A 24,307-nucleotide genomic window follows, 5' to 3' on the forward strand; every position below is an offset into this window, starting at 1 on the left:
CCGAAGTCATGGGCGGGCGCCGGCAACTGACCGCACGCGGCCGCGACTCCGGGGTCGGCTAGTGCGTGATGTAGCCGATCGGGTCGCCCGTGTTGACCGGCGCCCCTTCGTCGGCGGCGTGCTCCAGCGTTCCTGCGGCCTCTGCCACGAGCTGGGTTTCCATCTTCATCGCCTCGATGACGGCGACGGCCTGACCGTCGACCACGGTCTCGCCATCGGCCACCAGCCAGCGCACCACGGTGCCGGGCATCGCGGCGAGCAGCGGTACCCGTCCGTCGTCGGCTCGGCTGCCCGACGCCGACGGTGCGCTCGGCGCCGGTGCAAAGGCCGTCGCGGAGCCGGCTGCCGTCCCGGGACCTGCCGTCGGCCCGGCCGCACCGGACCCGGCACCGGCCGCGCCGACCCCGACCCCGGTCCCGCCCGGCGTTCGTATCCGGTGCCGCCGCCCGTCGATCTCGACCCACGTCGCCACGACCCCTGGCTCGGTCACCGGCGTGGCGAGCGTCTGGGGGTCGATCGACGGGAGCATCTCGGTCTCTATCCACTGGGTGTGGACGGCGAAGCCGGACTCTTCGGCCGTCCCCGTGAACGCGGGGTCGGCCAGCACCGCGCGATGGAAGGGCAGCACGGTGGGCACGCCCTCGACGACGGTCTCGGCCGCCGCTCGCCGAGCCCGCGCGAGCGCGAGCTCCCGGGTCGGCCCCCACACGACGACCTTGGCGAAGAGCGAGTCGAACTCGCCGGGGATCACCGACCCGGACTCCACCCCGGCGTCGACCCGCACGCCGGGACCGGCGGGCGCGACGAACCGCTCGATGCGCCCCGGGCCGGGCAGGAAGCCGCGCGCCGGGTCCTCGGCGTTGAGCCGGAGCTCGATCGCGTGCCCGTGCGGCTCGGGGTCCTCGGTGACGGACAGGGGTAGCCCGCTCGCGACGCGGAGCTGTTCGGCCACGAGGTCCAGCCCGGTGGTCTCCTCGGTGACGGGGTGCTCCACCTGGAGCCGGGTGTTGACCTCGAGGAAGGACAGGGTCCCGTCCGTACCGAGCAGGAACTCGACGGTTCCGGCGCCACGGTAGCCGGCGGCGGCACAGAGGTCGCGCGCGGACTCGTGGATCCGCTTGCGCACCGCGGGGTCGAGGAACGGCGCGGGGGCCTCCTCGACCAGCTTCTGGTTGCGCCGCTGGAGGGAGCAGTCCCGCGTGCCCGCGACGACCACGTGGCCGTGGTCGTCCGCGATGATCTGTGCCTCCACGTGCCGGGGCCGGTCGAGGAACCGTTCGACGAAGCACTCGCCCCGCCCGAACGCGGCCTCGGCCTCGCGCCGGGCGGCCTCGAAGAGCTCGGGCACCTCGTCGAGGGTCCTGGCCACGCGCATGCCACGTCCGCCGCCGCCGTGGGCCGCCTTGATGGCGAGCGGCAGCCCGTGCTCCTCGGCGAAGGCGAGCGCGGCGGCGGCGTCGGGCACCGGGCCGTCGGAGCCGGGCACGAGGGGCGCGCCGACGGTCCGCGCCAGGTCGCGGGCGGCGATCTTGTCGCCGAGCAGGTTGATGGTGGCCGACGACGGGCCCACCCACACCAGCCCCGCGTCCTCGACGGCGCGCGCCGCGGTGGCGCTCTCGGACAGGAAGCCGTACCCGGGGTGGACGGCGTCCGCCCCGGACCGGCGCGCGACGTCGAGCAGCTTCTCGACCGACAGGTAGGTCTCGGCGGCCGTGCGCCCGTCCAGGGCCCAGGCCTCGTCGGCGAGGCGGACGTGCGGGGCGTCCACGTCGCCGTCGGCGTACACCGCGACGGAGCGGATCCCCAGATCGGCGCAGGCGCGGGCCACGCGGACCGCGATCTCGCCTCGGTTGGCGATGAGCACGCTGCGGATCATGGGGTACCTCCGGGGTGGTTCTGGATCGTGAAGCGAACGCGCGCACCGGCCGGCAGCTGGCCCGCGAGCGGCACATGACCGGCCACGACGGCACCGATCACGGGATACCCGCCGGTCAGCGGATGGTCGGCCAGGAAGAGGACCGGGAGGCCGTCCGGCGGCATCTGGATGGCTCCGGTGACGCAGCCCTCGCTCGGCAGCTCCGCACCCTCCTTGTCCCGGACCCGGGCGACGGGTTCCCCGTCCAGACGCAGCCCCACGCGGTTGGAGCGCGGCGTGACGACCCAGTCCTGGCCGGTCAGCCGGGTGAGTGCCGCGTCGTCGAACCAGTCGTCGCGCGGCCCCAGGACGATCGGCAGCTCGGTCACCTCGCCGACGGCGGGCAGGCCGCCCGACGGGGGTGTCCCGCCCGTCCCGGACCGGTCGTCGCCGGGGGTGCCGGTCGCGGCGACCGACGACGGCCCGGCAGCAGGGAGGCCGCGAGCCGGCACGCCGACCGGCAGCACGTCGCCCGCCCCGAGCGGTTCGGGCCCGAGCCCGGCCAGCACGTCGGTGGACCGGCTGCCCAGCACCGGCGGCACGTCGATCCCGCCCCGCACCGCCACGTAGACGCGCACACCCCGCGTGGGCGGCGCGAGGCGCAGCTCGTCGCCGTCGTCCAGGGCGAAGGGCTCACCCGGCCGCGGACGGCGGTCGGGACGGCAAGCTCCGGTCTTGTCCGGTCCACCGGGCCCGGGCCGTACGACGACGTCGCCCGCCGCCCCCGTCACCGCGAGCACCTGCGGGCCGCGGGCGCGCAGCCGCAGGCCGCCCACCGACTCGATGGCGGCGGCGTCCGACGGGTTGCCGACGGCGCAGTTGGCCGCTCGCAGGCTGGGCCGGTCCAGTGCTCCGGACGCGGAGACACCCGCTCCCTCGGAGCCGGGTCGCCCGAGGTCCTGGACCAGCGCCTGCACCCCGACCCGAACCACCTCGACGCCGTTGCCGCGGGCCGCGCCGCCGCTGCTGCCGCTATCGCCGGCCGTACCGCCGGCAGCGGAGCCCCCGGCAGTCGCGCCCCCGGGGTCAGTTCCCGGCTCTGGCGGGCCGGCAGGCGCCGTCGGGCCGGCGGGGAGGGGGACGAAGCGGACCTCGTCCCCCGGGAGCATGAGGGCCGGGCGGTCGCGGGTCACGTCCCACACCGGCGCGTCGGTACGGCCGACGAGCTGCCACCCGCCAGGGCTCTCCCGGGGGTAGACGCCGCTGTACGGCCCGGCGAGCGCCACCGACCCGGCCGGCACGCGGGTGCGCGGGCTGGCCCGGCGGGGGACCACGAGCTCGGGGTCGTCGCTCGTCAGGTAGGCGAACCCGGGCGCGAACCCGACGAAGCCGACCGTCCATGCCGCCGCGGTGTGTCGCCGGACCAGCTCGTCGGTGCTCCAGCCGAGGAGCTCGGCCGCCTCGGCGAGATCTTCGCCGTCGTACCGGACGGGGATCTCGACGGTACGTGCGGCGGAGGTCGCGCGACGCTCGAGCGGTCGCGTCCGAAGCTCCGCCGCCAGGGCCTGTGCCGTGATCGCCGACGGCCGGAACGGCACGAGGAGGGTCCGGGCGCCGGGCACGGGCACGCCGACGCCGCGTAGGGGGTCGGTGGTGAGGGACTCGTACAGCGCGACCGCCTGGTCCAGGTCGTCGAGCTCGATCAGGAGGGCGTCGTCGCGCGCGGTCAGGACCCGGATCACGCTGCGGGGCCGTTGCCCGACGCCGGAGCGAAAGCCGTGAGTGTGATGCCCTCGGCGTCGAACACCTCGCGGATCCGCCGGGCCATGGCGACGGCACCGGGGGAGTCGCCGTGCACGCACACGGAGTCGGCGCGCACCGCGACGTCGGACCCGTCCACGGCGGTCACCACGCCCTCGGTGACGAGGCGGAGCATGCGCCGCGCGACGTCGTCGGCGTCGTGCAGCACGGATCCCGGTTCGCGTCGGGAGACGAGGCGGCCCTCGGGCGTGTAGGCGCGGTCGGCGAACGCCTCGGTGGCGGTCGCGAGCCCTGCCGCGGACGCCGCCGCGAGGGCCGCGCTGCCGGGCAGCCCCAGCATGACCAGCCCCGGGTCGACGGCGGCGACGGCCCTCGCCACCGCCGCCGCCACCCGCTCGTCGACCGCGGCGGTGTTGTACAGCGCGCCGTGCGGCTTCACGTAGGTGACGGTCGCCCCCTCGGCGTCGGCGAGACCGCGGAGCGCGCCGATCTGGTAGGCGACGTCGGCCTCGAGCTCGTCGTCGGGCACGTCCATGTTGCGGCGGCCGAACCCGGCCAGGTCCCGGTAGCCGACGTGCGCGCCCACCGTGACGCCGTGCGCCACCGCGGACCGCACGGTGCGGCGGATGGACGCGGGGTCCCCGGCATGGAAGCCGCAGGCGACGTTGGCGCTGGAGACGATGCCGAGCATCTGCTCGTCGTCGCCGAGGCTCCAGCGGCCGAAGCCCTCGCCGAGGTCGCTGTTCAGGTCGACGGCGCTCATGGTGTGTTTCCTTCGTGGTGCGGAGAGATCGGTGTGTCGAGGTCCTGGGCCAGGGCTCAGGTGGAGAGCAGGTCGAAGATCGGGCCTACCGCGTTGACCGCCATGTACCAGGTGACCACGGTGGCCAGGGTGCCGACCACCAGGAGCCACCGCGGGTACCGGACGCTGCCCAGCAGCGAGCCGCGGAACCAGCCGATGTACATGAACAGGGTCAGGCCGATGGGCAGGATGAGGCCGTTCACGCCGCCGACGAACACGAGCAGGGTGGCGGGTGCGGTGCCGATCGCCAGGTAGACCGCCAGCGAGACGACGATGAAGCCCACCGTCCACAGGTCCGCGGTGCGGCCGACGATCTTCGCGGAGAACACGGGCAGGAACGAGACGGACGTGTAGGCGGCGCCGATGACGCTGGTGATCGCGGCGATCCAGAACACGGCACCGAAGATGCGCAGGCCGGTCTCCCCGGCCGCGGCGCCGAAGGCGTCGGCGGCGGGGTTGCCCGCGACGTCCAGCACGACGCCGGAGGCCACGACGCCGAGGATCGCCAGGAACAGCACGTACCGCATGATCCCCGTGACGATGATGCCGCTGACCGCGGCCCGGTTGACCTCGCGGATGTTCTCGGGGCCCGCGGTGCCGGAGTCGAGCAGCTTGTGCGCGCCGGCGTAGGTGATGTAGCCGCCGACGGTGCCGCCGACGATGGTCGTGATCGTGGCGAAGTTGATGGTGTCGGGCAGGACCGTCTGCTTCAGGGCCTCACCGACGGGCGGGCCGGACATGATCATGACGGCCACGGTGAGCACGATCATCACCAGGCCGGCGACGATCACCACCCGGTCGACGACGGCTCCCGCGCGCTTGGCGAGGAAGATGGCGATGGCGACGGCGGCGCTGATCGCCCCGCCGATGCGAGGGTCGAGGCCGAACAGGGCGTTCATGCCCAGCCCCGCGCCCGCGGTGTTGCCGATGTTGAAGACGAGGCCGCCGAGGACGATCAGCACGGCGAGCACGTAGCCGCTGCCCGGCAGGGCCTCGTTGGCCAGCACGCTCGCACGCTTCCCGGTCAGCGTGATCATGCGCCACACGTTCATCTGGACCGCGAGGTCCAGCAGGATCGAGACCAGGATGCCGAACGCGAACGCGGCGCCCAGCTGCTGGGTGAACGTGGCCGTCTGCGTGATGAACCCCGGTCCGATGGCGGACGTCGCCATGAGGAACAGGGCGCCCAGCAGGGAGCGGCTGCGCGTGGATGCGAACCGCTTGACCCTGGCCGCCGGCGGCCCCGCCGGCGTCTCTGCCGACGTTTCCGCCGACGTCGTTGTCGGCGGGGTGGTGCGCTCGTGGCTCGTGTCGGACATCGCGTCCTCCTGGTCGTTGTGGTGAGCCGGATTGTTCAACAGTCAGGATCTTCCTCGTCGGATGTTTCCGCCGCATTGCGGAACATTCTCGATCATGACACGGCTCGAGCGCTGGAGAACAGCCCGGGACACGAGTTGTTTACCTGTCCGGGTCTGTTGGATTGTTCAACGAACCTCTACGGTCGGTCTCGACCCACCTCTGAGGGGAGAAGTGATCCATCATGTCGACACCACGTACCGCCAGGGTGCGAGCAGGCGCCGCCGCCCTCGCGCTCTGTGTCACCACCACGCTGGCGGCTCCTGCCGCGGCCCAGGCCGCGCCGGGATCGGGGGGCGACTGCCTCGACCCGAGCATCCCGCTCTCGGTCGAGGAGAGCCGCCTGGCCGCCCACCTGCCCGACCCGTCCGATCCGGCGGTTCCCGCCGACCGGACCTACGCCCGCACCGTCATCGAGGGCGGTGGGTTCGGCGGGTACACGGCCGCCTTCACGGCGGCCCTGTGCCGCACGCGCTCGCTCGACGGTGCGACGGCGCTGGCCGAGCGCAAGGGCGAGGCCCTGTGGGACGCCGCCGTCCGCCGGGCCCAGAGCGACGGCGCCGTCCGCGGCGACCTGCCCGCCAGCGACGACCGCCCGCTGTACTGGACCCGTGTCGAGGCCATGTCGGTGCTGCGCCAGTGGGCACCCGAGGGCGGCCTCACCGATGCCGAGCGGGCCGGTCTGATCGAGACGTTCGACAGGGCGGCGCGGGGCATGTTCGACATCGACCTGCCGCCCGGCGACGACGTCCTGCGCGTGATCGTCAGCGGGTTCGACGTCTTCACGCTCGACGGCGGGACCACCGGCCCCGCGCCGGGCACCGTGGGCAACAACATCCGGCACGGCAACCCCTCGGGCGCGGCGGCGCTGTCGCTCGACGGCACCACCTATCGCACCGACGACGGCAAGGTCGCCCACGTGGAGGCCTACACGCTCCCGGTGAGCTACCCGGAGTTCGAGCGCGGCTACCTCGAGGACACCGTCGGACCGTTCATGGAGCCCGGCCCGCGCCAGGTCGACGCCTCGATCACGGTGAGCCAGGCCGGCGGGTCCCAGTTCAACCTGGAGCAGTGGAACGCCCGCTACCACGGCACCTTCCCGGGCAACGACAACGGTGCGCCGTGCCCCTGGACCGGCGAATGGCCCCAGCTCGCGGTCGACAACCCCGCCTGCAACATCCAGGTCGTCGACCGCTGGGGCGGCGGTGACGGGCTCACCGACCCGCCGCAGTGGACCACGGCGAGCCTGCCGATCGCGGAGATGATCGCGGCGAACACCGGGGCCGACGTGCCGCGTCCGCCCGGCGACACCTGGCCCGACCCGTCGGTGGCCTTCGGCGTCGTCTGGAACACCAGCTACACCGCGTTCCCCGATTGCACGTCGCCCGAGCTCGAGTCCTTCAACGACTCTCCGTCGGTCACCTACCCGCCAACCACGCCGCCGGTGCCGCCGGCCGAGGACTCCTGCTCCTTCAGCGGGGGCGGCGGCAACTACCTCTCGAACGAGAGCGCTTACCGCAACACGCTGCTGCGGGACCGTGCGGGGCTCGACATCCCGGCCGGGCACATCCACACCCCGGGCATGCAGCACTTCGAGACCGACTTCGGCGTGAGCGACGCGACGTTCGACGCGTGGCGCACCTCGATCGCCGCCCAGACCCGCAACCTGGTCCACGCGGTGATCGACACGACCGACTGACCCACCCCGATCGTTGAGTGCTGGCTATTTGCGGGAGTTCGGCCTCAAGACCCGCAAATATCCAGCACTCAACGAGCTGTTGCGGTCCGTAGGATGGGGGAGTGACAGCGGATCGGGCGGAGCGGAGCGCGGACGCCATCCGCGAGCTGATCGTCACCGGCCGGCTCACCCCCGGTCAGCGGCTCTCGGAGCAGTCGGTGAGCGAGTCGCTCGACGTGTCCCGCAACACCCTGCGCGAGGCCTTCCGGATCCTGGTCCACGAAGGGCTCCTGGTCCGGCGGCCCAACGCGGGCGTCGCCGTGGCGCGACCCACCCTCGCCGACGTCGTCGACATCTACCGCGTGCGGCGCCTCATCGAGGTGCCCGTGCTCGCGGCGGGCGACCCGGCTCACCCCGGCGCCCGCACCATGCGTGACGCCGTCGACGCCGCCCTCGCCGCCCGGCTCGGCGGCGACTGGCGCGACATCGCAGCCGCGAACATGCGGTTCCACTCGGGCATCGTCGCGCTCGCGGGCAGCGCCCGGCTCGACCGCGTGCACGCGAACCTCTCCGCGGAGCTGCGCCTGTCGTTCGGCCTGCTGGGCGACGACGACGGGGCCTTCTTCGACGGCTTCGTGGACCGCAACGCCGGTCTCCTGCGCCGGTTCCTCGCGGGTGACGCCGACGGCGCAGCGGCCGACCTGAACCGCTACCTCACTGACTCGGAGCGGCTGCTGCAGGACATGGTGGACCGCGCCGGGACGCCCCGCGCTGCGGATACGACGCCCCGCGCTGCGGATACGACGCCCCGCGCTGCGGATACGGTGAGCCCGTGAGCACTCTCCCCGTCTTCGACACGCCCACCACGGTCACCCCGGGAATCGACGCCGCCTGGGTCGCACGCACCGTCGAGATCGCCCTCGACGAGGACCTCGGCCCCGCTCCCGGCCGCGACGTGACCTCGCAGGCGACCATCCCGCCGTCGGGCACCGGGGTCGCCGAGCTCGTGGCCCGCGAGGACGGCGTCCTCGCGGGCCTCGTGGTGGTGCGGGAGGTCCTGGACCAGGTGGCGACCCGCCTGGCCCTACCGGCTCCGGGCGTCACCTTCCACGCGCAGGACGGCGACGCCGTCACCGCGGGCCAGGTCGTCGCGTCGCTGGACGGACGCACCCAGGTGCTGCTCGTGGCCGAGCGGACCATGCTCAACCTGGCCAGCCGTGCCTCGGGCGTCGCCACGGCGACCCGCGCCTTCGTGCGCGAGCTGGAGGGCACCGGCGCGCAGGTGCTCGACACCCGCAAGACGACGCCCGGCCTGCGTGCCCTGCAGAAGTACGCGGTGCGCGCCGGTGGCGGCACGAACAAGCGCATGGGCCTGTACGACGCCGCCATGGTCAAGGACAACCACGTGGTCGCTGCCGGGTCAGTGGCCGCGGCGGTCCGCGCCGTGCGCGAGATGTTCCCGGACGTGCCGGTCCAGGTCGAGGCCGACACCACCGCCCAGGCGCTGGAGGCCCTGGCATCGGGTGCGGACTTCCTGCTCCTCGACAACATGGAACCGGACCGTCTCGCGGAGGCGGTGGCCGCCGTCCGCGAGCGGGAGGGGAAGGACGGCGTCCCCGCGCACGTCGAGCTCGAGGCGACCGGCAACCTGACGCTCGAGAAGGCGCGCACGGTCGCGGCGACGGGCGTGGACTTCCTGTCGGTAGGCGCTCTGACCCACAGCGCCCCGATCCTGGACCTGGCCCTGGACCTTCGCGCCTGACCTTCCCGCTCGCCGAGCGCCGGGCACCTGCCCTCCGGGTGTGGTCGACCGGGCACCGAGCCCGCACCCGACGGGTGATCCGCACCGATAGAATCACTCGGGTGACGACCGAGAACTCCGCTGCCGAGAACGCCGCGACCCCGCCGACCGACGACCTGCCCGAGCAGCTGCGGATCCGGCGTGAGAAGCGTGAGCGCCTCCTGGCGCAGGGTACGGAGGCCTACCCCGTCGGCGTCCCGGTCACGCACGCCATCAGCGAGGTCCGCGCGACGTACAGCCACCTCGAGGCAGGCCAGGAGACGGACGACGTCGTGGGCGTCGCCGGCCGCGTGGTCTTCATCCGTATCGGCGGCAAGCTGTGCTTCGTCACTCTGCAGGACGGCGAGGGCAACCGTCTGCAGGGCATGCTGAGCCTCGCCGTGCTCGGCGAGGAGGCGCTCGCGGCCTTCAAGACCGACGTCGACCTCGGCGACCACCTCTTCCTGCACGGCCGGGTCGGTGCGTCGCGTCGGGGCGAGCTGAGCATCTTCGCCGACGAGTGGCGGATGGCCGCCAAGGCGCTGCGTCCGCTCCCGGTGCTGCACAAGGACCTGTCCGAGGAGGCGCGCGTCCGGCAGCGCTACGTGGACCTCATCGCACGCCCGGCCGCGCGCGACATGGTGCGCCTGCGTGCCGGCGTCGTGCGCTCGCTGCGCGAGAACTTCCACCGCCGCAGCTATCTCGAGGTCGAGACGCCGATGCTGCAGACCATTGCTTCCGGCGCCTCGGCACGACCTTTTTCGACGCACATGAATGCGTACGACCTGGAGCTCTTCCTGCGCATCGCGCCCGAGATCTTCCTGAAGAAGGCCGTCGTCGGCGGTGTCGAGAAGGTCTTCGAGATCAACCGCAACTTCCGTAACGAGGGTACGGACTCCTCGCACTCGCCGGAGTTCGCCATGCTCGAGGCCTACGAGGCCTACGGCGATTACAACACCATCGGCGCACTCACCCAGGACCTCGTGCAGACGGCGGCCCAGGACGTTCTCGGCACCACGATCGTGACGCTTCCCGACGGTTCCGAGTACGAGCTGGGCGGGGAATGGGCAAACCTGCGCATGTACGACTCGCTCTCCGAAAGCCTGGGCGAGGAGATCACCAGCGACACGTCGGTCGAGGAGCTCGAGAAGATCGCCGGGCGGCTCGATGTCGAGGTCGGCAACAAGAAGATCCTCAATCACGGAAAGCTCGTCGAGACGCTCTGGGAGCACCGCGTGGGCGACCACCTGTCGGCGCCGACGTTCGTCCGGGACTTTCCCGTGGAGACGTCGCCGCTCACCCGGGACCACCGCACGGAAAAGGGACAGGTCGAGAAGTGGGACCTGTACATCCGCGGCTTCGAGCTGGCCACCGGCTATTCCGAGCTCGTCGACCCGGTGGTCCAGCGTCAGCGCTTCGAGGCGCAGGCCAGGATGGCTGCGGCGGGCGACGACGAGGCCATGCTGCTCGACGAGGATTTCCTGACCGCGATGGAATTCGCGATGCCCCCTTCGGGCGGAATGGGTATGGGCATCGACCGCCTGCTCATGGCGCTGACCGGCCAGGGCATCCGCGAGACCATCCTTTTCCCGCTGGTGAAGCCTCAGGCCTGAGGAATGTGAACCGGCAGACGAGTTTGTGAGGATCTTGTGATGGATACGACGCTAGCGGTGCTCGCCGGACTCACGCCCTCGGTGGGTGTCGGTCTGTTGTTCTGGTTTGCGATGCGGAAGATCCTGCGCGCGGACCGCCACGAGCGCGAGGCGCTCGACCGAATGGATCGCGAGGCGATGGTGGCGACAGCAGAAAACACGGGGAATTCCCCTTCGCGCTGATCCGTGCGGGCGAGGTTATCCCTGGCGACCTTCCGGATCAAATCCCCGCACTTCTCCCCGTGCTACAACTCTTCCGGGTGAAGTTTTCGTGATCGGCGTCACATGCTCATTATTGACATGTCAATATTGAGTGCGGCATGCTCACGAACTAACCCCGGAATTTGTGGCGCGGAAGGGAAGTACCCGTATGGTTCAGAAGGTTCAGCTCGTTCTTGAAGATGACATCGATGGCGGTGCCGCCGACGAGACCGTGAACTTCGGCCTTGACGGCGTCTCCTACGAGATCGACCTCAATGCCGAGCACGCGGCTCAGCTGCGTGACGCACTCGCTTCGTGGGTCGGCCACGCGCGCAAGGTGAAGTCGCCGGCTGCCCGCACTGCCACCACTCGCCGGTCTCGTTCCGGCAGTGACACGGCCGCGGTCCGCGAATGGGCCAAGGCCAACGGCTACACCGTGAGCGACCGTGGTCGAATCGCGGCGGAGGTCCAGGAGGCTTACGCGAAGGCCAACGGCTGACGCGTCGTCGACACGACGGCATAGAGCGCCCCGGCGCCCCTGTGAGGGGCGGCCGGGGCGTCGTGCGTCCAGGCGGGTGCACGAGGGAAACGTCATTAGGCTGGCCGCATGAGCATTCCTACTGCTGCCCTCTGGATCGGCACCTATCCGGCGTCGGGTGACGCCCCGGGCACCGGTGAGGGCGTCTGGCGCGTCGGTGTCGACGGGAGCGGCCGGTTCACCGGCGGCGAGCTCGTCACCCAGGTGGCCGCGCCGTCATTCCTGGCCCTGGACCCCTCGGGGCGCACGCTCCTGGCGGTCACGGAGGCGGAGCCCGGCACCCTCACCTCGTTCCGTGTGTCCGACGCCGGCATGCTCACCCCCGCGGGGAGCACCCCCTCGGGCGGTACGAGCCCGTGCCACGTCGTCGCGACCGACACCGCGGCCTGGGTGGCGAACTACGGTGACGGTGTGGCCGCCGTCGTCGGGCTGAGTGCGGACGGCGCGCTCGCCACGCCCCGGACGTTCCCGCACGCGGGCACGGGACCGGTCGAGGACCGGCAGGAGGGTCCGCACGCTCACTTCGTGCACGTCTGGGGCGACCGGGTCCTCGTGTCCGACCTCGGGACCGACGAGCTGCGCACCTACCCCCTGGACGCAGGGGCCGCCGCCCCCGGCGAGGCGCCGAGCGGCGAGGTCGCCGTCGTCCTGCCGCCCGGTACGGGGCCCCGCCATCTGGCGGAGCTCGCCGACGGCACGATCCTCCTCGTGGGCGAGCTGGACTGCCGGCTGCACGTCCTGGTCCCCGCCGGCCCTGGCCGCCTCGCGCACGTGGGCTCGGTGGCGATCACCGGGCGCACGATGCCCGACGGCTCCGCCGGGTACCCCTCGCACGTCACCGTCGACGGCGACCTGGTGCACGTGGGGGTACGCGGCCCGGACGTGCTGTCGGTGCTCCGGGTGCACGACGCCGCTGTCGCACCGGACGGCGTCGACGCCGCCGTACCCGGCGCCGTGGCGCACCTGGTCCTCGAGAACGTCGCCGACATCGATCTCGGCGCGGGTGCCTGGCCGCGCCACCACGCGGTCCTGGCCGACGGCGGTGTCGTGGTCGTGGCCGCGCAGAACACCGACGAGCTGATCGCGGTCCGGCTGGACCGGACGTCTGGCCAGGGAGAGGTCACGGACCGACTGGAGCTGCCCGTGCCCGCGTGCGTCCTGGAGGCGTGATGTGTGACAGCCTGCCTCCCGGCCTCGTCGAGCCGGACGGGGCCCGACCGCTCCGGATCGCGATGGTCTCCGTGCACACCTCGCCGCTGGAGCAGCCCGGGACGGGCGACGCGGGCGGCATGAACGTGTACGTGCTGGAGCTGTCCCGGGCGCTCGCCCGGCGCGGGGCGCAGGTGGAGATCTACACCCGGGCGACGACGTCGGCCCAGCCCAAGGTGACCGACGCCGAGCCCGGCATCCGGGTCGTCCACGTGTCGGCGGGGCCGTACGAAGGGCTGGACAAGAACGACCTGCCGGGCCAGCTGTGCGCGTTCGCCGCGGGGGTGCTGCGCGCCGAGGCGCACCGGCCGGAGGGCTGGTACGACGTGCTGCACACCCATTACTGGCTGTCGGGCCAGGTGGGCTGGGTCGCGGCAGAGCGCTGGGACGTCCCGCTGGTGCACACCATGCACACCATGGCGCGCGTGAAGAACGCGTCCCTCGCGCCGGGCGACGCTCCCGAGCCGCAGGGCCGGATCATCGGTGAGGAGCAGGTGGTCGCCGAGGCCGATGCCCTGGTCGCGAACACCGAGCAGGAGGCCACCGAGCTGGTCCGTGATTATCACGCCGAACCCGCTCGGGTGCGCGTGGTGCAGCCCGGCGTGGACCTCGGGGTGTTCTCCCCGCTCCCGGACGTCTCCGCGGGAGACCCGGCGGAGACCGACCGGCACCGGGCCGCACAGCGAGCCGAGCTGCGGGAGCGCCTCGGGCTGCCCGTGGACCGCAAGGTCGTGCTGTTCGCGGGCCGGGTGCAGCTGCTCAAGGGGCCCGACGTGCTGGTGCGGGCGCTGGGGGAGCGGGTCTGGTCGGAGGGAGACGGGCGGACGCCCCTGCTCGTCGTGCTGGGCGGGGCGTCGGGCCGGCCCACCGCCGTCCGCGAGCTCGAGGCGCTGGCCTACCAGGAGGGGGTGGCCGCCCACGTGCGGGTACGGCCCCCCGTGCCGCAGCAGGTACTCGCCGACTACTTCCGGGCCGCCGACCTGGTGGCCGTGCCCTCGCACAGCGAGTCGTTCGGCCTCGTCGCGGCCGAGGCGCAGGCGACCGGCACCCCGGTCGTCGCGGCCGCGGTGGGCGGCCTGCGCACCGTGGTCGAGGACGGCGTCTCGGGGGTGCTCGTGCCCGACCACGAGCCCGCGAGCTGGGCGCTGGTCCTCAAGAGCCTCCTGGACGACGACACGCTCCGCGCCCGCCTGGCCGTGGGCGCTCGCGCCTCCGCGGCCAGGTTCGGCTGGGACCGGGCCGCCGACGAGATCCTGGACGTCTACGAGCAGGCGCGCAAGCACCACACGACAAGACAACAATCCCCGCCGAGGTAGTCATGTAGCGAGGTAGTCGTCTGGCGAGGTAGTCGATCGCAAGCTGGATGACTACCTCGCCAGATGACTACCTCAGCAGGGTTGGCAGGTCAGCGGCCCTGGTTGGCGACCGCGGCGATCGCGTCCTTCGCCGCCTCGGGATCGAGGTAGGTGCCGCCCGGCTTCACCGGGGCGAGGGTCTCCTCGTCGAGCTCGTAGACCAGCGGGATGCCGGTCGGGATGTTGAGCCCGGCGATGGCCTCGTCCGAGACACCGTCGAGGTGCTTCACCAGGGCCCGCAGCGAGTTGCCGTGGGCGGCGACGAGCACGGTCTTGCCGGCCTTGAGGTCGGGGACGATCTCGCTCTCCCAGTACGGCAGGGCGCGCTCGAGCACGAGATTGAGGGCCTCCGTGCGGATGACGGGCGCGTCCGCGTAGCGTGGGTCGGAGTCCTGGCTGAACTCGGAGCCCAGCTCGATCTCCGGCGGCGGCACGTCGTAGGAGCGACGCCAGAGCATGAACTGCTCCTCGCCGAACTCCTCGAGCGTCTGCTTCTTGTCCTTGCCCTGCAGCGCGCCGTAGTGGCGCTCGTTGAGACGCCAGCTGCGCTTGACCGGGATCCAGTGGAGGTCGGCGACGTCGAGCGCCAGGTTCGCCGTCATGATCGCGCGGCGCAGCAGCGAGGTGTGCAGGACGTCCGGGCTCACGCCGGCCTCCTTGAGGAGCAGGCCACCGCGCTTCGCCTCCTCGACGCCCTTCTCGGAGAGGGCGACATCTACCCAGCCGGTGAACAGGTTCTTCGCGTTCCACTCGCTCTCGCCGTGGCGGAGCAGCACGAGGGTGTAGGTCATGGTTCCATCCTGCCATCGGCGCGCAGACAGTTGTTGCCGCCTCCAGGTGGTGGAAGCGGCAACAACGTGCCCGACGGCGGCGAGAGCACTGCTCGTCGGTGCTACTCGTCCGGAAAGTCTCCGGTGACGAGGAAGGTCACGCGGCGCGCGACCGACACACCGTGGTCGCCGAACCGCTCGTAGTAGCGGCCGACGAGGGTCACGTCGACGGCCTCCTGCACGGTGCCCTGCCACTCGGGCGCCAGGAGCAGGTTGAACGTCTCCTGGTGCAGGGCGTCGATGATGTCGTCGTCCCGCTCGAGGGCCTCGGCCACCGTGAGGTCGCGCGTGGCGAGCAGCTTGGTGGTGCGCTGTGACACGCGGACGGCGGCGTCGTGCATCTTCGCGAAGGTGTCGCGTGCCTCCGGCACGATCGCCTGCGCGGGGTAGCGGCCACGTGCCACCTGGGCCACATGCCGGGCGAGGTCGCCCATGCGTTCCAGGGAGGCGCTCATGCGCAGCGCGCTGACGACCACCCGCAGGTCGGTGGCGACCGGCGCCTGCTGCGCGAGCAGGTGCACGCACCGCGCGTCGAGGGAGTCCTCGATGGCGTCGATGGTCTTGTCGGAGGCGATCACCTCCTGGGCCAGCTGGAGGTCTGCCTCCAGCAGCGCCGTGCCGGCACGGGTGATGGCGGACTCCACGAGCCTGCTCATCTCGGTCAGGTCCTCTCCGACCTGCTGGAGCTCAGCTTCGAAGATCTGTCGCATCGGTTTCCTCTCGCACTCGGGGCGCGCGGACGGTTCGCGTCCGCTGTCGCGCCGCCGAAGGGCGGGCAGGGCCGACGCGCGACCGGGCCGACCGTCCGGACAAGTCCCGAACGGCGCACGGCACAGCTACCGCCCGCACCCGCCAAGGTTCGGCGTCGCGATGTACCGGGAGGTTAACGCTCTTCCTCCCTGACATGAACAGTAGGCGACACGATCGTCCGAGCGCCCGCCGACGTCGTCCTGCGGTTGAAACGTCGACCTACCCTGGAGGCGTGGACGGAATCATCTCCGGGGTACCGGTGCTGGCCGCCGGAATTCTCGGCGTGATCGTCGGCGTGGTCGCCACCGTGGCCTTCCGCGTCTCCGAGCGGCAGCAGCATGCCCTTCCTCAGGCCGAACCCGACGAGCTCGACGCGGGCCTCGTCCGCGTGCTCTCGGTCCTCCGTTCCGCCGCCGTCGTGCTCGACGGCGAGGACGAGGTCATCCGGGCGTCCCCGCCCGCCTACGCGCTGGGTGTGGTGCGCAACGACGCCCTGGTGCACCCGGCGATCACCGACCTGGTGGCCCTGGTGCGCCGCGACGGCGTGATCCGTGAGCAGGAGCTGGAGCTGCCCCGCGGCCCGGTCGGCCAGGGCACCGTGCTGCTTCAGGTGCGCGTGGCCCCCCTGGGCCTCGAACGGGTGCTGATGCTCGCCGAGGACCGGACCGAGGCGCGCCGCGTCGAGGCGATCCGCCGCGACTTCGTGGTCAACGTGTCCCACGAGCTGAAGACGCCGGTGGGCGCGCTGGCGCTCCTGGCGGAGACCGTGGCCGACGCCGCGGACGACCCGGTCGCCGTCCGACGCTTCACCGAGCGCATGCAGCGCGAGGCCGTCCGGCTGTCCGCGCTGGTGCAGGAGATCATCGAGCTGTCGCGCCTGCAGGGCGCCGGTGCCGTGCCGAAGCTGACGCCCGTCCCGATCCGCGAGGTCGTGGAGGAGGCGGTCGACCGCGCACGCACCACCGCACAGTCCAAGAACATCGCGATCACCATGGGCGGCGACCTGGACACCGAGGTCTACGGCGACCACAACCTCCTGGTCACCGCCGTCCGCAACCTGGTCGACAACGCCGTCGCCTACTCCGGGCCCGCCAGTCGTGTGGGCGTGGGGGTGAACGAGCGGGCCGGCCTGGTCGAGATCGCCGTGGTGGACCAGGGCGTGGGGATCGCCGAGGACGCACAGGACCGCGTCTTCGAGCGTTTCTACCGCGTGGATCCGGCGCGCTCGCGCGACACTGGGGGCACCGGGCTGGGCCTGAGCATCGTCAAGCACGTCGCGGCCGACCACGGTGGCGACGTCACCATGTGGTCGGAGCCGGGCCGGGGCTCGACCTTCACCCTGCGCATCCCGTCCGCGGACCGGCCCGACGCCGGGCACCGCGGCACCTCTCACGAGGAAGCGGGAGAGCAGGAAGAGCACGACCAGCAGGGCCAGCAGGGCCAGCAGGGCCAGCACAAGGCCACAGCTCATGGGGCCACGAAGAACGAGGAGGTAGGTGCGTGACGCGCATCCTGGTTGTCGAGGACGAGGAGTCGTACCGGGATCCGCTGACGTACCAGCTGACCCGCGAGGGTTTCGAGGTGATCGAGGCCGCCGACGGCAACTCGGCGCTCGCTGCGTACGACGCGGAGGGTGCTGACCTGGTGCTGCTCGACCTGATGCTCCCTGGCCTGTCCGGCACGGAGGTGTGCCGGGAGCTGCGTGCTCGTGGCGACGTCCCGGTCATCATGCTGACGGCCAAGGACTCGGAGATCGACAAGGTGGTCGGCCTGGAGCTCGGCGCCGACGACTACGTGACCAAGCCCTACTCGTACCGGGAGCTGCTGGCCCGCGTGCGGGCGGTGCTGCGCCGCCGGCAGCCCAACGACTCGACCGACCAGGACGAGGACGGTGTGCTCGAGGTCGGGCCGGTCCGGATGGACGTGGAGCGGCACACCGTCGCCGTGTCCGGGGAGAGCGTCGCCCTGCCGCTCAAGGAGTTCGACCTGCTCGAGCTGCTGATGCGGAACGCGGGCCGGGTGCTCACCCGTGGCCAGCTGATCGACCGGGTCTGGGGCGCCGACTACGTGGGCGACACGAAGACGCTCGACGTCCACGTGAAGCGCATCCGCTCGAAGATCGAGCCCGACCCGGGCACGCCCAAGTACCTGCTCACCGTGCGTGGCCTGGGCTACAAGCTGGCCGACGACGAGGGGTGAGCCCGGAGGCGTGCGGCGCGCCCGCGTGTCGCACGTCACGGGCGACCCACGGTTCTGGCCACCTCCCGTTCACCTGGTGTTTGCTCGCGGGACCGCGCCCGTGAGTAGTTTCACGATCCGTGATCACCTCCCGATACACCCGACTCGTCTCTGCCGCCACCGCAGGCGCCCTCGTCGTGCCGCTCGCGGGCTGCGGCATGGTCGGGCTGCCGGGTCTCGGTGCGGACGACGAACCCGTCGCCACGTCTGAGCCCGCACTCGTGGGCGAGTTCCACGGGGCCGGCGCCTCCTCCCAGGAAGCGGCGATGGAGGCCTGGATCAGCGGCTTCCAGGAGCAGCACCCGGGCGCCGTGATCAGCTACGACCCGATGGGCTCGGGTGACGGACGGGAGGCCTTCCTCGCGGGCGGCACCGCCTTCGGCGCCACCGACGTCGCGCTCAGCGACGAGGAGATGGCGGCCTCCGGCCCGGCCTGCGACGGCGGCAACGCCATCGACCTGCCCGTCTACATCAGCCCCATCGCCGTGGCCTTCAACCTCGAGGGCATCGACCGGCTGAACATGTCCTCCGGCGTGATCGCGGGGATCTTCACGGGGCGGATCACCCGGTGGGACGACCCGGCGATCGCCGCGGCCAACCCCCAGGCGAAGCTGCCGCCCCTCACGATCACGCCGGTGCACCGCGCCGACGACTCGGGCACCACCGAGAACTTCGCCGACTACCTCCACGCGACCGCCCCGCAGGCGTGGCCGCACGAGCCGGACGGCATGTGGCCGCTGCCCGAGGGGTTCGCCGCGGACGGGACGAGCGGCGTGACCCAGACGGTCCGGTCCACGCCGGGCAGCATCACGTACGCCGACGCCTCGGCGACGTCCGACCTCGGGCGCGTCGCCATCAAGGTGGGCAAGGAGTACGTCCCCTACAGCGCGGAGGCCGCGGCCTCCGTCGTCGACGTCTCGCCGCGGATCGAGAACCGCTACGAGCACGACCTCGCGTTCGTGCTCGACCGGAAGATCGACAAGCCGTTCGCCTACCCGATGGTGCTCGTCTCCTACCTGGTCGTGTGCTCGCGGTACGAGGACAAGACCAAGGGGAGGTTCGTCAAGGAGTTCGTCGAGTACGTCGCGTCCACCGAGGGCCAGCAGCGTGCAGCCGGCGCGGCAGGCAGTGCGGTCATCTCGAGCGATCTCCAGGACTGGATCGCCGAGGCCGCCGAGGCCATCTACCTGACCAGGGAACGGGCGCACGGCCAGGCCGTCGGGGAGCCCGGGGACGGGGCCTGACGGGTGAACAATCCCGGGCCGTGCCATGGTGGGCGTGTTGCGGATCACCCGCTCCACACGGTCTTGTTCACCTTCCGTTTACCTATACCTGGGGAGCAGGTCACTCCACCTGCCTAGCGTCCCGACTGACGCGCCGGCGATCGCCGCGCGTACGACTTGAACAGGATGGAACGACACGTGAAGATCAGCCGATTCCCCCGCGTTGGCTCCGCTGTCATGGTGGGCGCGCTCGCGCTGAGCCTCGCAGCTTGTGGGTCCGACCCCGGCGCCGACCCCAGCGGCGAAGCTTCTGAGTCCGGCATGGACCTCTCCGGTGAGCTCAGCGGCGGCGGAGCGTCCTCGCAGGAGAACGCGATGGAGGCCTGGCGTGCCGGCTTCCAGAGCGACAACCCCGACGTCACCGTGAACTACGACCCGACCGGGTCGGGCACGGGCCGCGAGAACTTCATCAGGGGCGCGTTCCCGTTCATCGGTTCGGACGCAGCGCTCGACGAGGAGGAGATGGCTGCCGCCGAGGAGCAGTGTGGCAGCGACATCATCGAGTACCCGGGCTACATCAGCCCGGTCGCCGTGGCCTTCAACCTCGAAGGCATCGACTCGGTCAACATGAGCCCGGAGACGATCGCAGAGGTCTTCAAGGGCGACATCACCAAGTGGAACGACGAGGCGATCGCCGCCGACAACGAGGGCGTCGAGCTGCCCGACCTGGACATTACGGTCGTGCACCGGTCCGACCCGTCGGGCACCACGGAGAACTTCGTCGAGTACATGAGCACCGTGGTCCCGGACGTCTGGGACTTCGAGGTCGAGGACGTCTGGCCGGTCGACGGCCAGGAGTCGGCGCAGGGCACCTCCGGTGTGGTCAGCACCGTGAACGCCGGCGAGGGCACGATCGGCTACGCGGACGCGTCGCAGATCGGTGACCTGGGCACGGTGGCCGTGGGCGTGGGCGACGAGTTCGTCGAGTACAGCCCCGAGGCCGCCGCCGCCGTCGTGTCGGAGTCGCCGCGCACCGAGGGCACGGCCGACACGGTGTGGGCCTACGACCTTGCTCGCGACATCCCGGGCACCTACCCGATCGTCCTGGTCTCGTACCACATCGCCTGCACCACCTACGAGGACCAGGAGACCGCGGACCTGGTCAAGGGCCTGTACAGCTACATCCTGAGCGACGAGGGCCAGGAGCAGGGCACCGACGCTGCCGGCTCCGCCCCGGTGTCCAAGGAGCTCCGCACCGAGTACCTGACCGCTGTCGAGGCGATCTCGGCAGCCGGCTGAGTCAGGACGAACGGCTGAGCACGCACCGATGCCGGTGGGCGCTCGGGCCGCCCCTCAGGGGTGGACCGGCGTCCACCGGCGCGGTCGTGAATGAACGAAGATGTGACACGTGACAACGAGCAGCGAGGACATCGCGTGACGACGACCGACAGCCCGCAGCGCCCGGCCCGGCCCGGCGGCCATGCCGAGCGGGCACCCGCACGCCGCCGGCGGCGGGGCACGACCGAACGTGGATTCAACCGGGTGTTCCGGTGGATCGCGACTGGCGCCGGCGCTTTCATCCTGGCAATCCTTGCCGCAGTGGCGCTCTTCCTGCTGGTCCGTGCCTGGCCCGCGCTCACGGCGTCCGAGGACGAGCTGTCCGACGCGGTCGGGCGGATCCCCGAGGGGACCTCACTGCTGGAGTTCGTCGGGCCGCTGATCTTCGGCACCCTGCTTGCGGCCCTGCTGGCCCTGGCACTGGCGACGCCCGTCGCGATGGGCATCGGACTGTTCATCTCGCACTACGCGCCGCCGCGCCTGGCCCAGGTGCTCGGATATCTGGTGGACCTGCTGGCGGCCATTCCGTCGGTCGTCTACGGCCTGTGGGGGTTCCTGGTCCTCGCGCCGGTGCTCAGACCGGTCTGGTTCTGGCTGGGTGACAACCTCGGGTGGTTCCCCCTGTTCGCCGGCCAGGTCTCGGCGACCGGCAAGGTGCTCGCCACCGTGTCGGTGGTGCTCGCCGTGATGATCCTGCCGATCATCACGGCCGTGTCGAGGGAGGTCTTCCTGCAGACGCCAAAGCTCCACGAGGAGGCCGCCCTCGCCCTGGGCGCCACCCGCTGGGAGGTGATCCGCGTCGCCGTGCTGCCGTTCGGCCGGTCCGGCGTGATCTCGGCCGCGATGCTCGGCCTCGGCCGCGCGCTCGGCGAGACGATGGCCGTGCTCATGATCATCAGCCCCGGATTCCTCGTGTACTCGCTGGAGATCCTGGCCGCCTCCCAGCACAACACGATCGCCGCCTACATCGCGCTGGACTTCGCCGAAGCGAGCGGCCTGGCCGTCAACGCGCTGATCGCCACAGGCCTTGCCCTGTTCCTGATCACGATGGCCGTGAACATGACCGCCCGCGCGATCGTCGCGCGCCGCAAGGAATTCTCGGGGGCCAACTGATGAGTGTCGAGACAACCGACGCGACCGCGCACACCCGTGCTCTCCTCACCACGGCTGACCCGCACCGCAAGACGACCGACCGGACGATGACCGTCCTGATCTGGGGTGCCTTTGCCCTGGCGATGATCCCGCTCGTCTCACTGCTGTGGACGGTGCTGGTCAACGGTGTCGGACGGCTGAGCGTCGATTTCCTGTCGTTCTCGATGCGCGGGATCTACGGCGGGGACCCGTCGGGCGGCATCTACCACGCCATCCTGGGCACACTGATCATCACCGGCTGGGCCACGCTGATCTCGGTGCCCATCGGGCTGCTGACCGCGATCTACCTCGTCGAGTACGGGCGAGGGCCGCTCGCGCGGTCGGTGACCTTCTTCGTCGACGTCATGACCGGAATCCCGTCGATCGTCGCGGGCCTGTTCGTGGTCGCGTTCATGACCATCTTCCTGGATCCCGGGACACGTCTGGGCATCATGGGGTCCATCGCGCTCTCGGTGCTGATGGTCCCGGTGGTCGTCCGGTCCTGCGAGGAGATGCTCAAGCTCGTGCCGAACGAGCTGCGGGAGGCGTCCTACGCGCTCGGCGTGCCGAAGTGGCTGACGATCGTCAAGGTGGTGCTCCGTACGTCCGTGGCCGGCATCACGACGGGCATCCTGCTGGCCATCGCGCGTGTCATCGGCGAGACCGCGCCGCTCCTGGTCGCCGTCGGCGTGACCGAGTCGATCAACTTCAACGCCTTCGACGGGCGCATGATGACCCTGCCGGTCTTCATCTACCGCCAGTACAGCCAGGGCCTGTCCACCTGCCAGGAAGGCGATATGCAGTGCGTCGTGGACATCACATACCAGAATGCCTGGGGTGCGGCGCTGGTGCTCATCGTCATCGTCATGCTCCTCAACATCACCGGGCGCCTCGTGAACCGATGGTTCGCCCCCAAGCTGCGCTGACGCGCAGACCGCCTCAGCCGCAGCTCATCACGAAGGAAGAAGTAGACCGATGGCACAACGCATCGACGTGAACGACATGAACATCTACTACGGCGACTTCCTCGCCGTGGAGGGTGTCTCGATGACGATCGACCCCAAGTCCGTCACCGCCTTCATCGGTCCGTCCGGCTGCGGCAAGACGACGTTCCTGCGGACCCTGAACCGCATGCACGAGGTCACGCCGGGCGCGCGCGTGGAGGGGTCCGTCGAGCTCGAGGGCGTGGACCTGTACGGGGACGACATCGACCCGGTGGCGGTGCGCCGGAACATCGGCATGGTGTTCCAGCGACCCAACCCGTTCCCCACGATGTCCATCAGGGACAACGTGCTGGCGGGCGTCAAGCTGAACAACCGCAAGATGTCCAAGTCTGACCAGGACGAACTCGTCGAGGGCTCCCTGCGTGGTGCCAACCTCTGGAACGAGGTCAAGGATCGCCTGGAGAAGCCGGGCTCCGGTCTCTCGGGAGGTCAGCAGCAGCGCCTGTGCATCGCCCGCACCATCGCGGTCAAGCCGCAGGTGGTTCTCATGGACGAGCCCTGCTCGGCCCTGGACCCGATCTCCACCCTGGCGATCGAGGACCTCATCCAGGAGCTGAAGAAGGACTTCACCATCGTCATCGTCACGCACAACATGCAGCAGGCCGCTCGCGTGAGCGACCGGACGGCGTTCTTCAACATCGCGGGCACCGGCAAGCCGGGCCGCCTGATCGAGATGAACGACACCGCGACGATCTTCTCCTCGCCCGCCGAGAAGGCGACGGAGGACTACGTCTCGGGCCGCTTCGGGTGACCTTGCCGAGGTAGTCGTCCGGCGAGGTGGACATGCAGCGAGGTAGTCACCCAGCGCGAACCGGGTGACTACCTCGCTGCATGTCCACCTCGCCAGACGACTACCTCGGCGGGTTCGTCACTCCGTGGGGGAGGCGGACGGCGACGGGGAGGCCGAGGGCGACGTCTCGCCGGCCGGCACGTACTCGGCGTACTCCGGCAGCGTGCCGTCGAACACCGGCAGCTGGAACGCCTCGGAGTCGCCGTCGACCGTGAGGGTCGCGTCCATGTAGTTGCCGGGCGCTGCCGACACGGTGTCGAGCTGGACGGCCTCGCCGGACTCCGTGCCCAGGTAGACGGTGCCACCGGCCGGGACATCAACGGTGACGGGGGAGGCGCCGGGTGCCTCGAGCGTGAACGACGTGTCCTCGGCGGTCTCGTTGGTGAGCGCGCCCAGCAGGTTTCCGGCCTCGCCCTCGGCGGCCGACACGACCATGAGGTTGATGCCGCGCAGGTCCCTGTTCTCCTCACCCAGCACCGAGACGCCGACACCGTCGGACGGGTCGTAGTTCAGCGTCGTCGTGGTCGGTGAGCAGGCGGCCAGGAGGAGAGCCCCCGTAGCTGAGACCGCGGCGAGGGCGATGGTGCGGGCGCCTCGGACGGCGGTGGCGCGACGGGACACGGTGAACTCCCTGATGTTCGTCTGGTTCGGGCGGGGGCGGATCCCCGCAATATCCTAGTGGTCCTCGGGGTGTGCCCGCGCATCGCGACCAGGGGCGAAATGCCCGGTCAGGGCGTGGCAACGGTCACGGCTCCGGAACGATCCGATAGTGGAGCGCGGGGTGGTGAGCGCCTCGAACTACCCCTCTGGCAACAC

General features: G+C 71.1%; 22 protein-coding genes. 15 read left to right on the forward strand and 7 right to left on the reverse strand.

All coding sequences use genetic code 11. The features are described from left to right. Nucleotides 1–58: 58 nt before the first annotated feature. Genes LUM46_RS15190 through LUM46_RS15205 form a run of 4 tightly spaced genes read right to left on the reverse strand, consistent with a single transcriptional unit; the run spans nucleotide 59 to nucleotide 5,737 of the window. Nucleotides 59–1,876: an acetyl/propionyl/methylcrotonyl-CoA carboxylase subunit alpha gene (locus LUM46_RS15190; RefSeq protein WP_274994963.1), complete on the reverse strand. Its 1,818-nt coding sequence runs from the start codon at nucleotides 1,874–1,876 to the stop codon at nucleotides 59–61. Then, nucleotides 1,873–3,597, reverse strand: a complete 1,725-nt coding sequence (locus LUM46_RS15195) for a 5-oxoprolinase subunit B/C family protein (RefSeq protein WP_274994964.1) — start codon at nucleotides 3,595–3,597, stop codon at nucleotides 1,873–1,875. Before LUM46_RS15195 ends, LUM46_RS15190 begins: the two co-directional genes overlap by 4 nt. After that, nucleotides 3,594–4,379 (reverse strand): LamB/YcsF family protein, encoded by a 786-nt coding sequence (locus tag LUM46_RS15200; protein ID WP_274994966.1) that lies wholly within the window; start codon nucleotides 4,377–4,379, stop codon nucleotides 3,594–3,596. The genes LUM46_RS15195 and LUM46_RS15200 overlap by 4 nt, the downstream gene beginning before the upstream one ends. 56 nt (nucleotides 4,380–4,435) lie before the next feature. Beyond that, nucleotides 4,436–5,737 (reverse strand): NRAMP family divalent metal transporter, encoded by a 1,302-nt coding sequence (locus tag LUM46_RS15205; RefSeq protein WP_274994968.1) that lies wholly within the window; start codon nucleotides 5,735–5,737, stop codon nucleotides 4,436–4,438. A gap of 221 nt (nucleotides 5,738–5,958) precedes the next feature. On the opposite strand from LUM46_RS15205, the gene LUM46_RS15210 reads away from it, so the two are divergent. The 8 genes from LUM46_RS15210 to mshA all read left to right on the forward strand — a co-directional run bounded on the left by LUM46_RS15210 (nucleotide 5,959) and on the right by mshA (nucleotide 14,148). Next, complete coding sequence (locus LUM46_RS15210; RefSeq protein ID WP_274994969.1) at nucleotides 5,959–7,473, forward strand: PIN domain-containing protein; 1,515 nt, start codon at nucleotides 5,959–5,961, stop codon at nucleotides 7,471–7,473. Between the two features lie 101 nt (nucleotides 7,474–7,574). Further along, nucleotides 7,575–8,288, forward strand: a complete 714-nt coding sequence (locus LUM46_RS15215) for a GntR family transcriptional regulator (protein WP_274994970.1) — start codon at nucleotides 7,575–7,577, stop codon at nucleotides 8,286–8,288. Continuing rightward, the gene (gene nadC / locus LUM46_RS15220; RefSeq protein ID WP_274994971.1) at nucleotides 8,285–9,214 is read left to right on the forward strand and encodes a carboxylating nicotinate-nucleotide diphosphorylase; all 930 of its coding nucleotides are present in this window, start codon (nucleotides 8,285–8,287) and stop codon (nucleotides 9,212–9,214) included. Before LUM46_RS15215 ends, nadC begins: the two co-directional genes overlap by 4 nt. 101 nt (nucleotides 9,215–9,315) lie before the next feature. Further along, a complete protein-coding gene (gene lysS, locus LUM46_RS15225) occupies nucleotides 9,316–10,845 on the forward strand; it encodes a lysine--tRNA ligase (RefSeq protein ID WP_274994972.1) in 1,530 nt (509 codons plus the stop codon). A gap of 39 nt (nucleotides 10,846–10,884) precedes the next feature. Then, nucleotides 10,885–11,067 (forward strand): hypothetical protein, encoded by a 183-nt coding sequence (locus LUM46_RS15230; RefSeq protein WP_274994973.1) that lies wholly within the window; start codon nucleotides 10,885–10,887, stop codon nucleotides 11,065–11,067. A 187-nt stretch (nucleotides 11,068–11,254) separates the two neighbouring features. After that, a complete protein-coding gene (locus tag LUM46_RS15235; protein WP_274994974.1) occupies nucleotides 11,255–11,584 on the forward strand; it encodes a histone-like nucleoid-structuring protein Lsr2 in 330 nt (109 codons plus the stop codon). A gap of 108 nt (nucleotides 11,585–11,692) precedes the next feature. Continuing rightward, the gene (locus LUM46_RS15240) at nucleotides 11,693–12,793 is read left to right on the forward strand and encodes a lactonase family protein (protein WP_274994976.1); all 1,101 of its coding nucleotides are present in this window, start codon (nucleotides 11,693–11,695) and stop codon (nucleotides 12,791–12,793) included. Then, nucleotides 12,793–14,148, forward strand: coding sequence for a D-inositol-3-phosphate glycosyltransferase (gene mshA, locus LUM46_RS15245; protein ID WP_274994977.1), 1,356 nt, complete (start codon nucleotides 12,793–12,795; stop codon nucleotides 14,146–14,148). The genes LUM46_RS15240 and mshA overlap by 1 nt, the downstream gene beginning before the upstream one ends. Nucleotides 14,149–14,237: 89 nt before the next feature. Here the strand turns inward: mshA and LUM46_RS15250 are convergent, their stop codons facing one another. Together LUM46_RS15250 and phoU are read right to left on the reverse strand one after the other, a co-directional pair. Continuing rightward, nucleotides 14,238–14,978: a phosphoglyceromutase gene (locus LUM46_RS15250; protein ID WP_274994978.1), complete on the reverse strand. Its 741-nt coding sequence runs from the start codon at nucleotides 14,976–14,978 to the stop codon at nucleotides 14,238–14,240. A gap of 101 nt (nucleotides 14,979–15,079) precedes the next feature. Then, nucleotides 15,080–15,727, reverse strand: coding sequence for a phosphate signaling complex protein PhoU (gene phoU, locus LUM46_RS15255; protein ID WP_274994980.1), 648 nt, complete (start codon nucleotides 15,725–15,727; stop codon nucleotides 15,080–15,082). 272 nt (nucleotides 15,728–15,999) lie between these two features. Here phoU and LUM46_RS15260 point away from each other — a divergent pair, with 272 nt between their 5' ends. From LUM46_RS15260 to pstB, 7 genes are all read left to right on the forward strand, one after another. Next, the gene (locus LUM46_RS15260) at nucleotides 16,000–17,271 is read left to right on the forward strand and encodes a sensor histidine kinase (RefSeq protein WP_274994981.1); all 1,272 of its coding nucleotides are present in this window, start codon (nucleotides 16,000–16,002) and stop codon (nucleotides 17,269–17,271) included. Beyond that, nucleotides 17,268–17,966: a response regulator transcription factor gene (locus LUM46_RS15265; RefSeq protein WP_274994982.1), complete on the forward strand. Its 699-nt coding sequence runs from the start codon at nucleotides 17,268–17,270 to the stop codon at nucleotides 17,964–17,966. The genes LUM46_RS15260 and LUM46_RS15265 overlap by 4 nt, the downstream gene beginning before the upstream one ends. Before the next feature lie 119 nt (nucleotides 17,967–18,085). Next, a complete protein-coding gene (gene pstS, locus LUM46_RS15270) occupies nucleotides 18,086–19,249 on the forward strand; it encodes a phosphate ABC transporter substrate-binding protein PstS (RefSeq protein WP_274994983.1) in 1,164 nt (387 codons plus the stop codon). Nucleotides 19,250–19,426: 177 nt separating this feature from the next. After that, nucleotides 19,427–20,527, forward strand: a complete 1,101-nt coding sequence (locus LUM46_RS15275; protein WP_274994984.1) for a phosphate ABC transporter substrate-binding protein PstS — start codon at nucleotides 19,427–19,429, stop codon at nucleotides 20,525–20,527. A 135-nt stretch (nucleotides 20,528–20,662) separates the two neighbouring features. Then, on the forward strand, nucleotides 20,663–21,679 hold the full coding sequence (gene pstC / locus LUM46_RS15280; RefSeq protein ID WP_274994985.1) for a phosphate ABC transporter permease subunit PstC: 1,017 nt from the start codon (nucleotides 20,663–20,665) through the stop codon (nucleotides 21,677–21,679). Continuing rightward, on the forward strand, nucleotides 21,679–22,623 hold the full coding sequence (gene pstA, locus LUM46_RS15285) for a phosphate ABC transporter permease PstA (protein ID WP_274994986.1): 945 nt from the start codon (nucleotides 21,679–21,681) through the stop codon (nucleotides 22,621–22,623). The genes pstC and pstA overlap by 1 nt, the downstream gene beginning before the upstream one ends. 49 nt (nucleotides 22,624–22,672) lie before the next feature. After that, nucleotides 22,673–23,452: a phosphate ABC transporter ATP-binding protein PstB gene (gene pstB / locus LUM46_RS15290; RefSeq protein ID WP_274994987.1), complete on the forward strand. Its 780-nt coding sequence runs from the start codon at nucleotides 22,673–22,675 to the stop codon at nucleotides 23,450–23,452. Between the two features lie 117 nt (nucleotides 23,453–23,569). Here pstB and LUM46_RS15295 read toward each other — a convergent pair whose 3' ends face one another. After that, a complete protein-coding gene (locus LUM46_RS15295; RefSeq protein WP_274994988.1) occupies nucleotides 23,570–24,112 on the reverse strand; it encodes a hypothetical protein in 543 nt (180 codons plus the stop codon). Nucleotides 24,113–24,307: the final 195 nt, after the last annotated feature.

The organism is Promicromonospora iranensis (assembly GCF_028994805.1).
In the GTDB taxonomy this organism is placed as follows: domain Bacteria; phylum Actinomycetota; class Actinomycetes; order Actinomycetales; family Cellulomonadaceae; genus Promicromonospora; species Promicromonospora iranensis.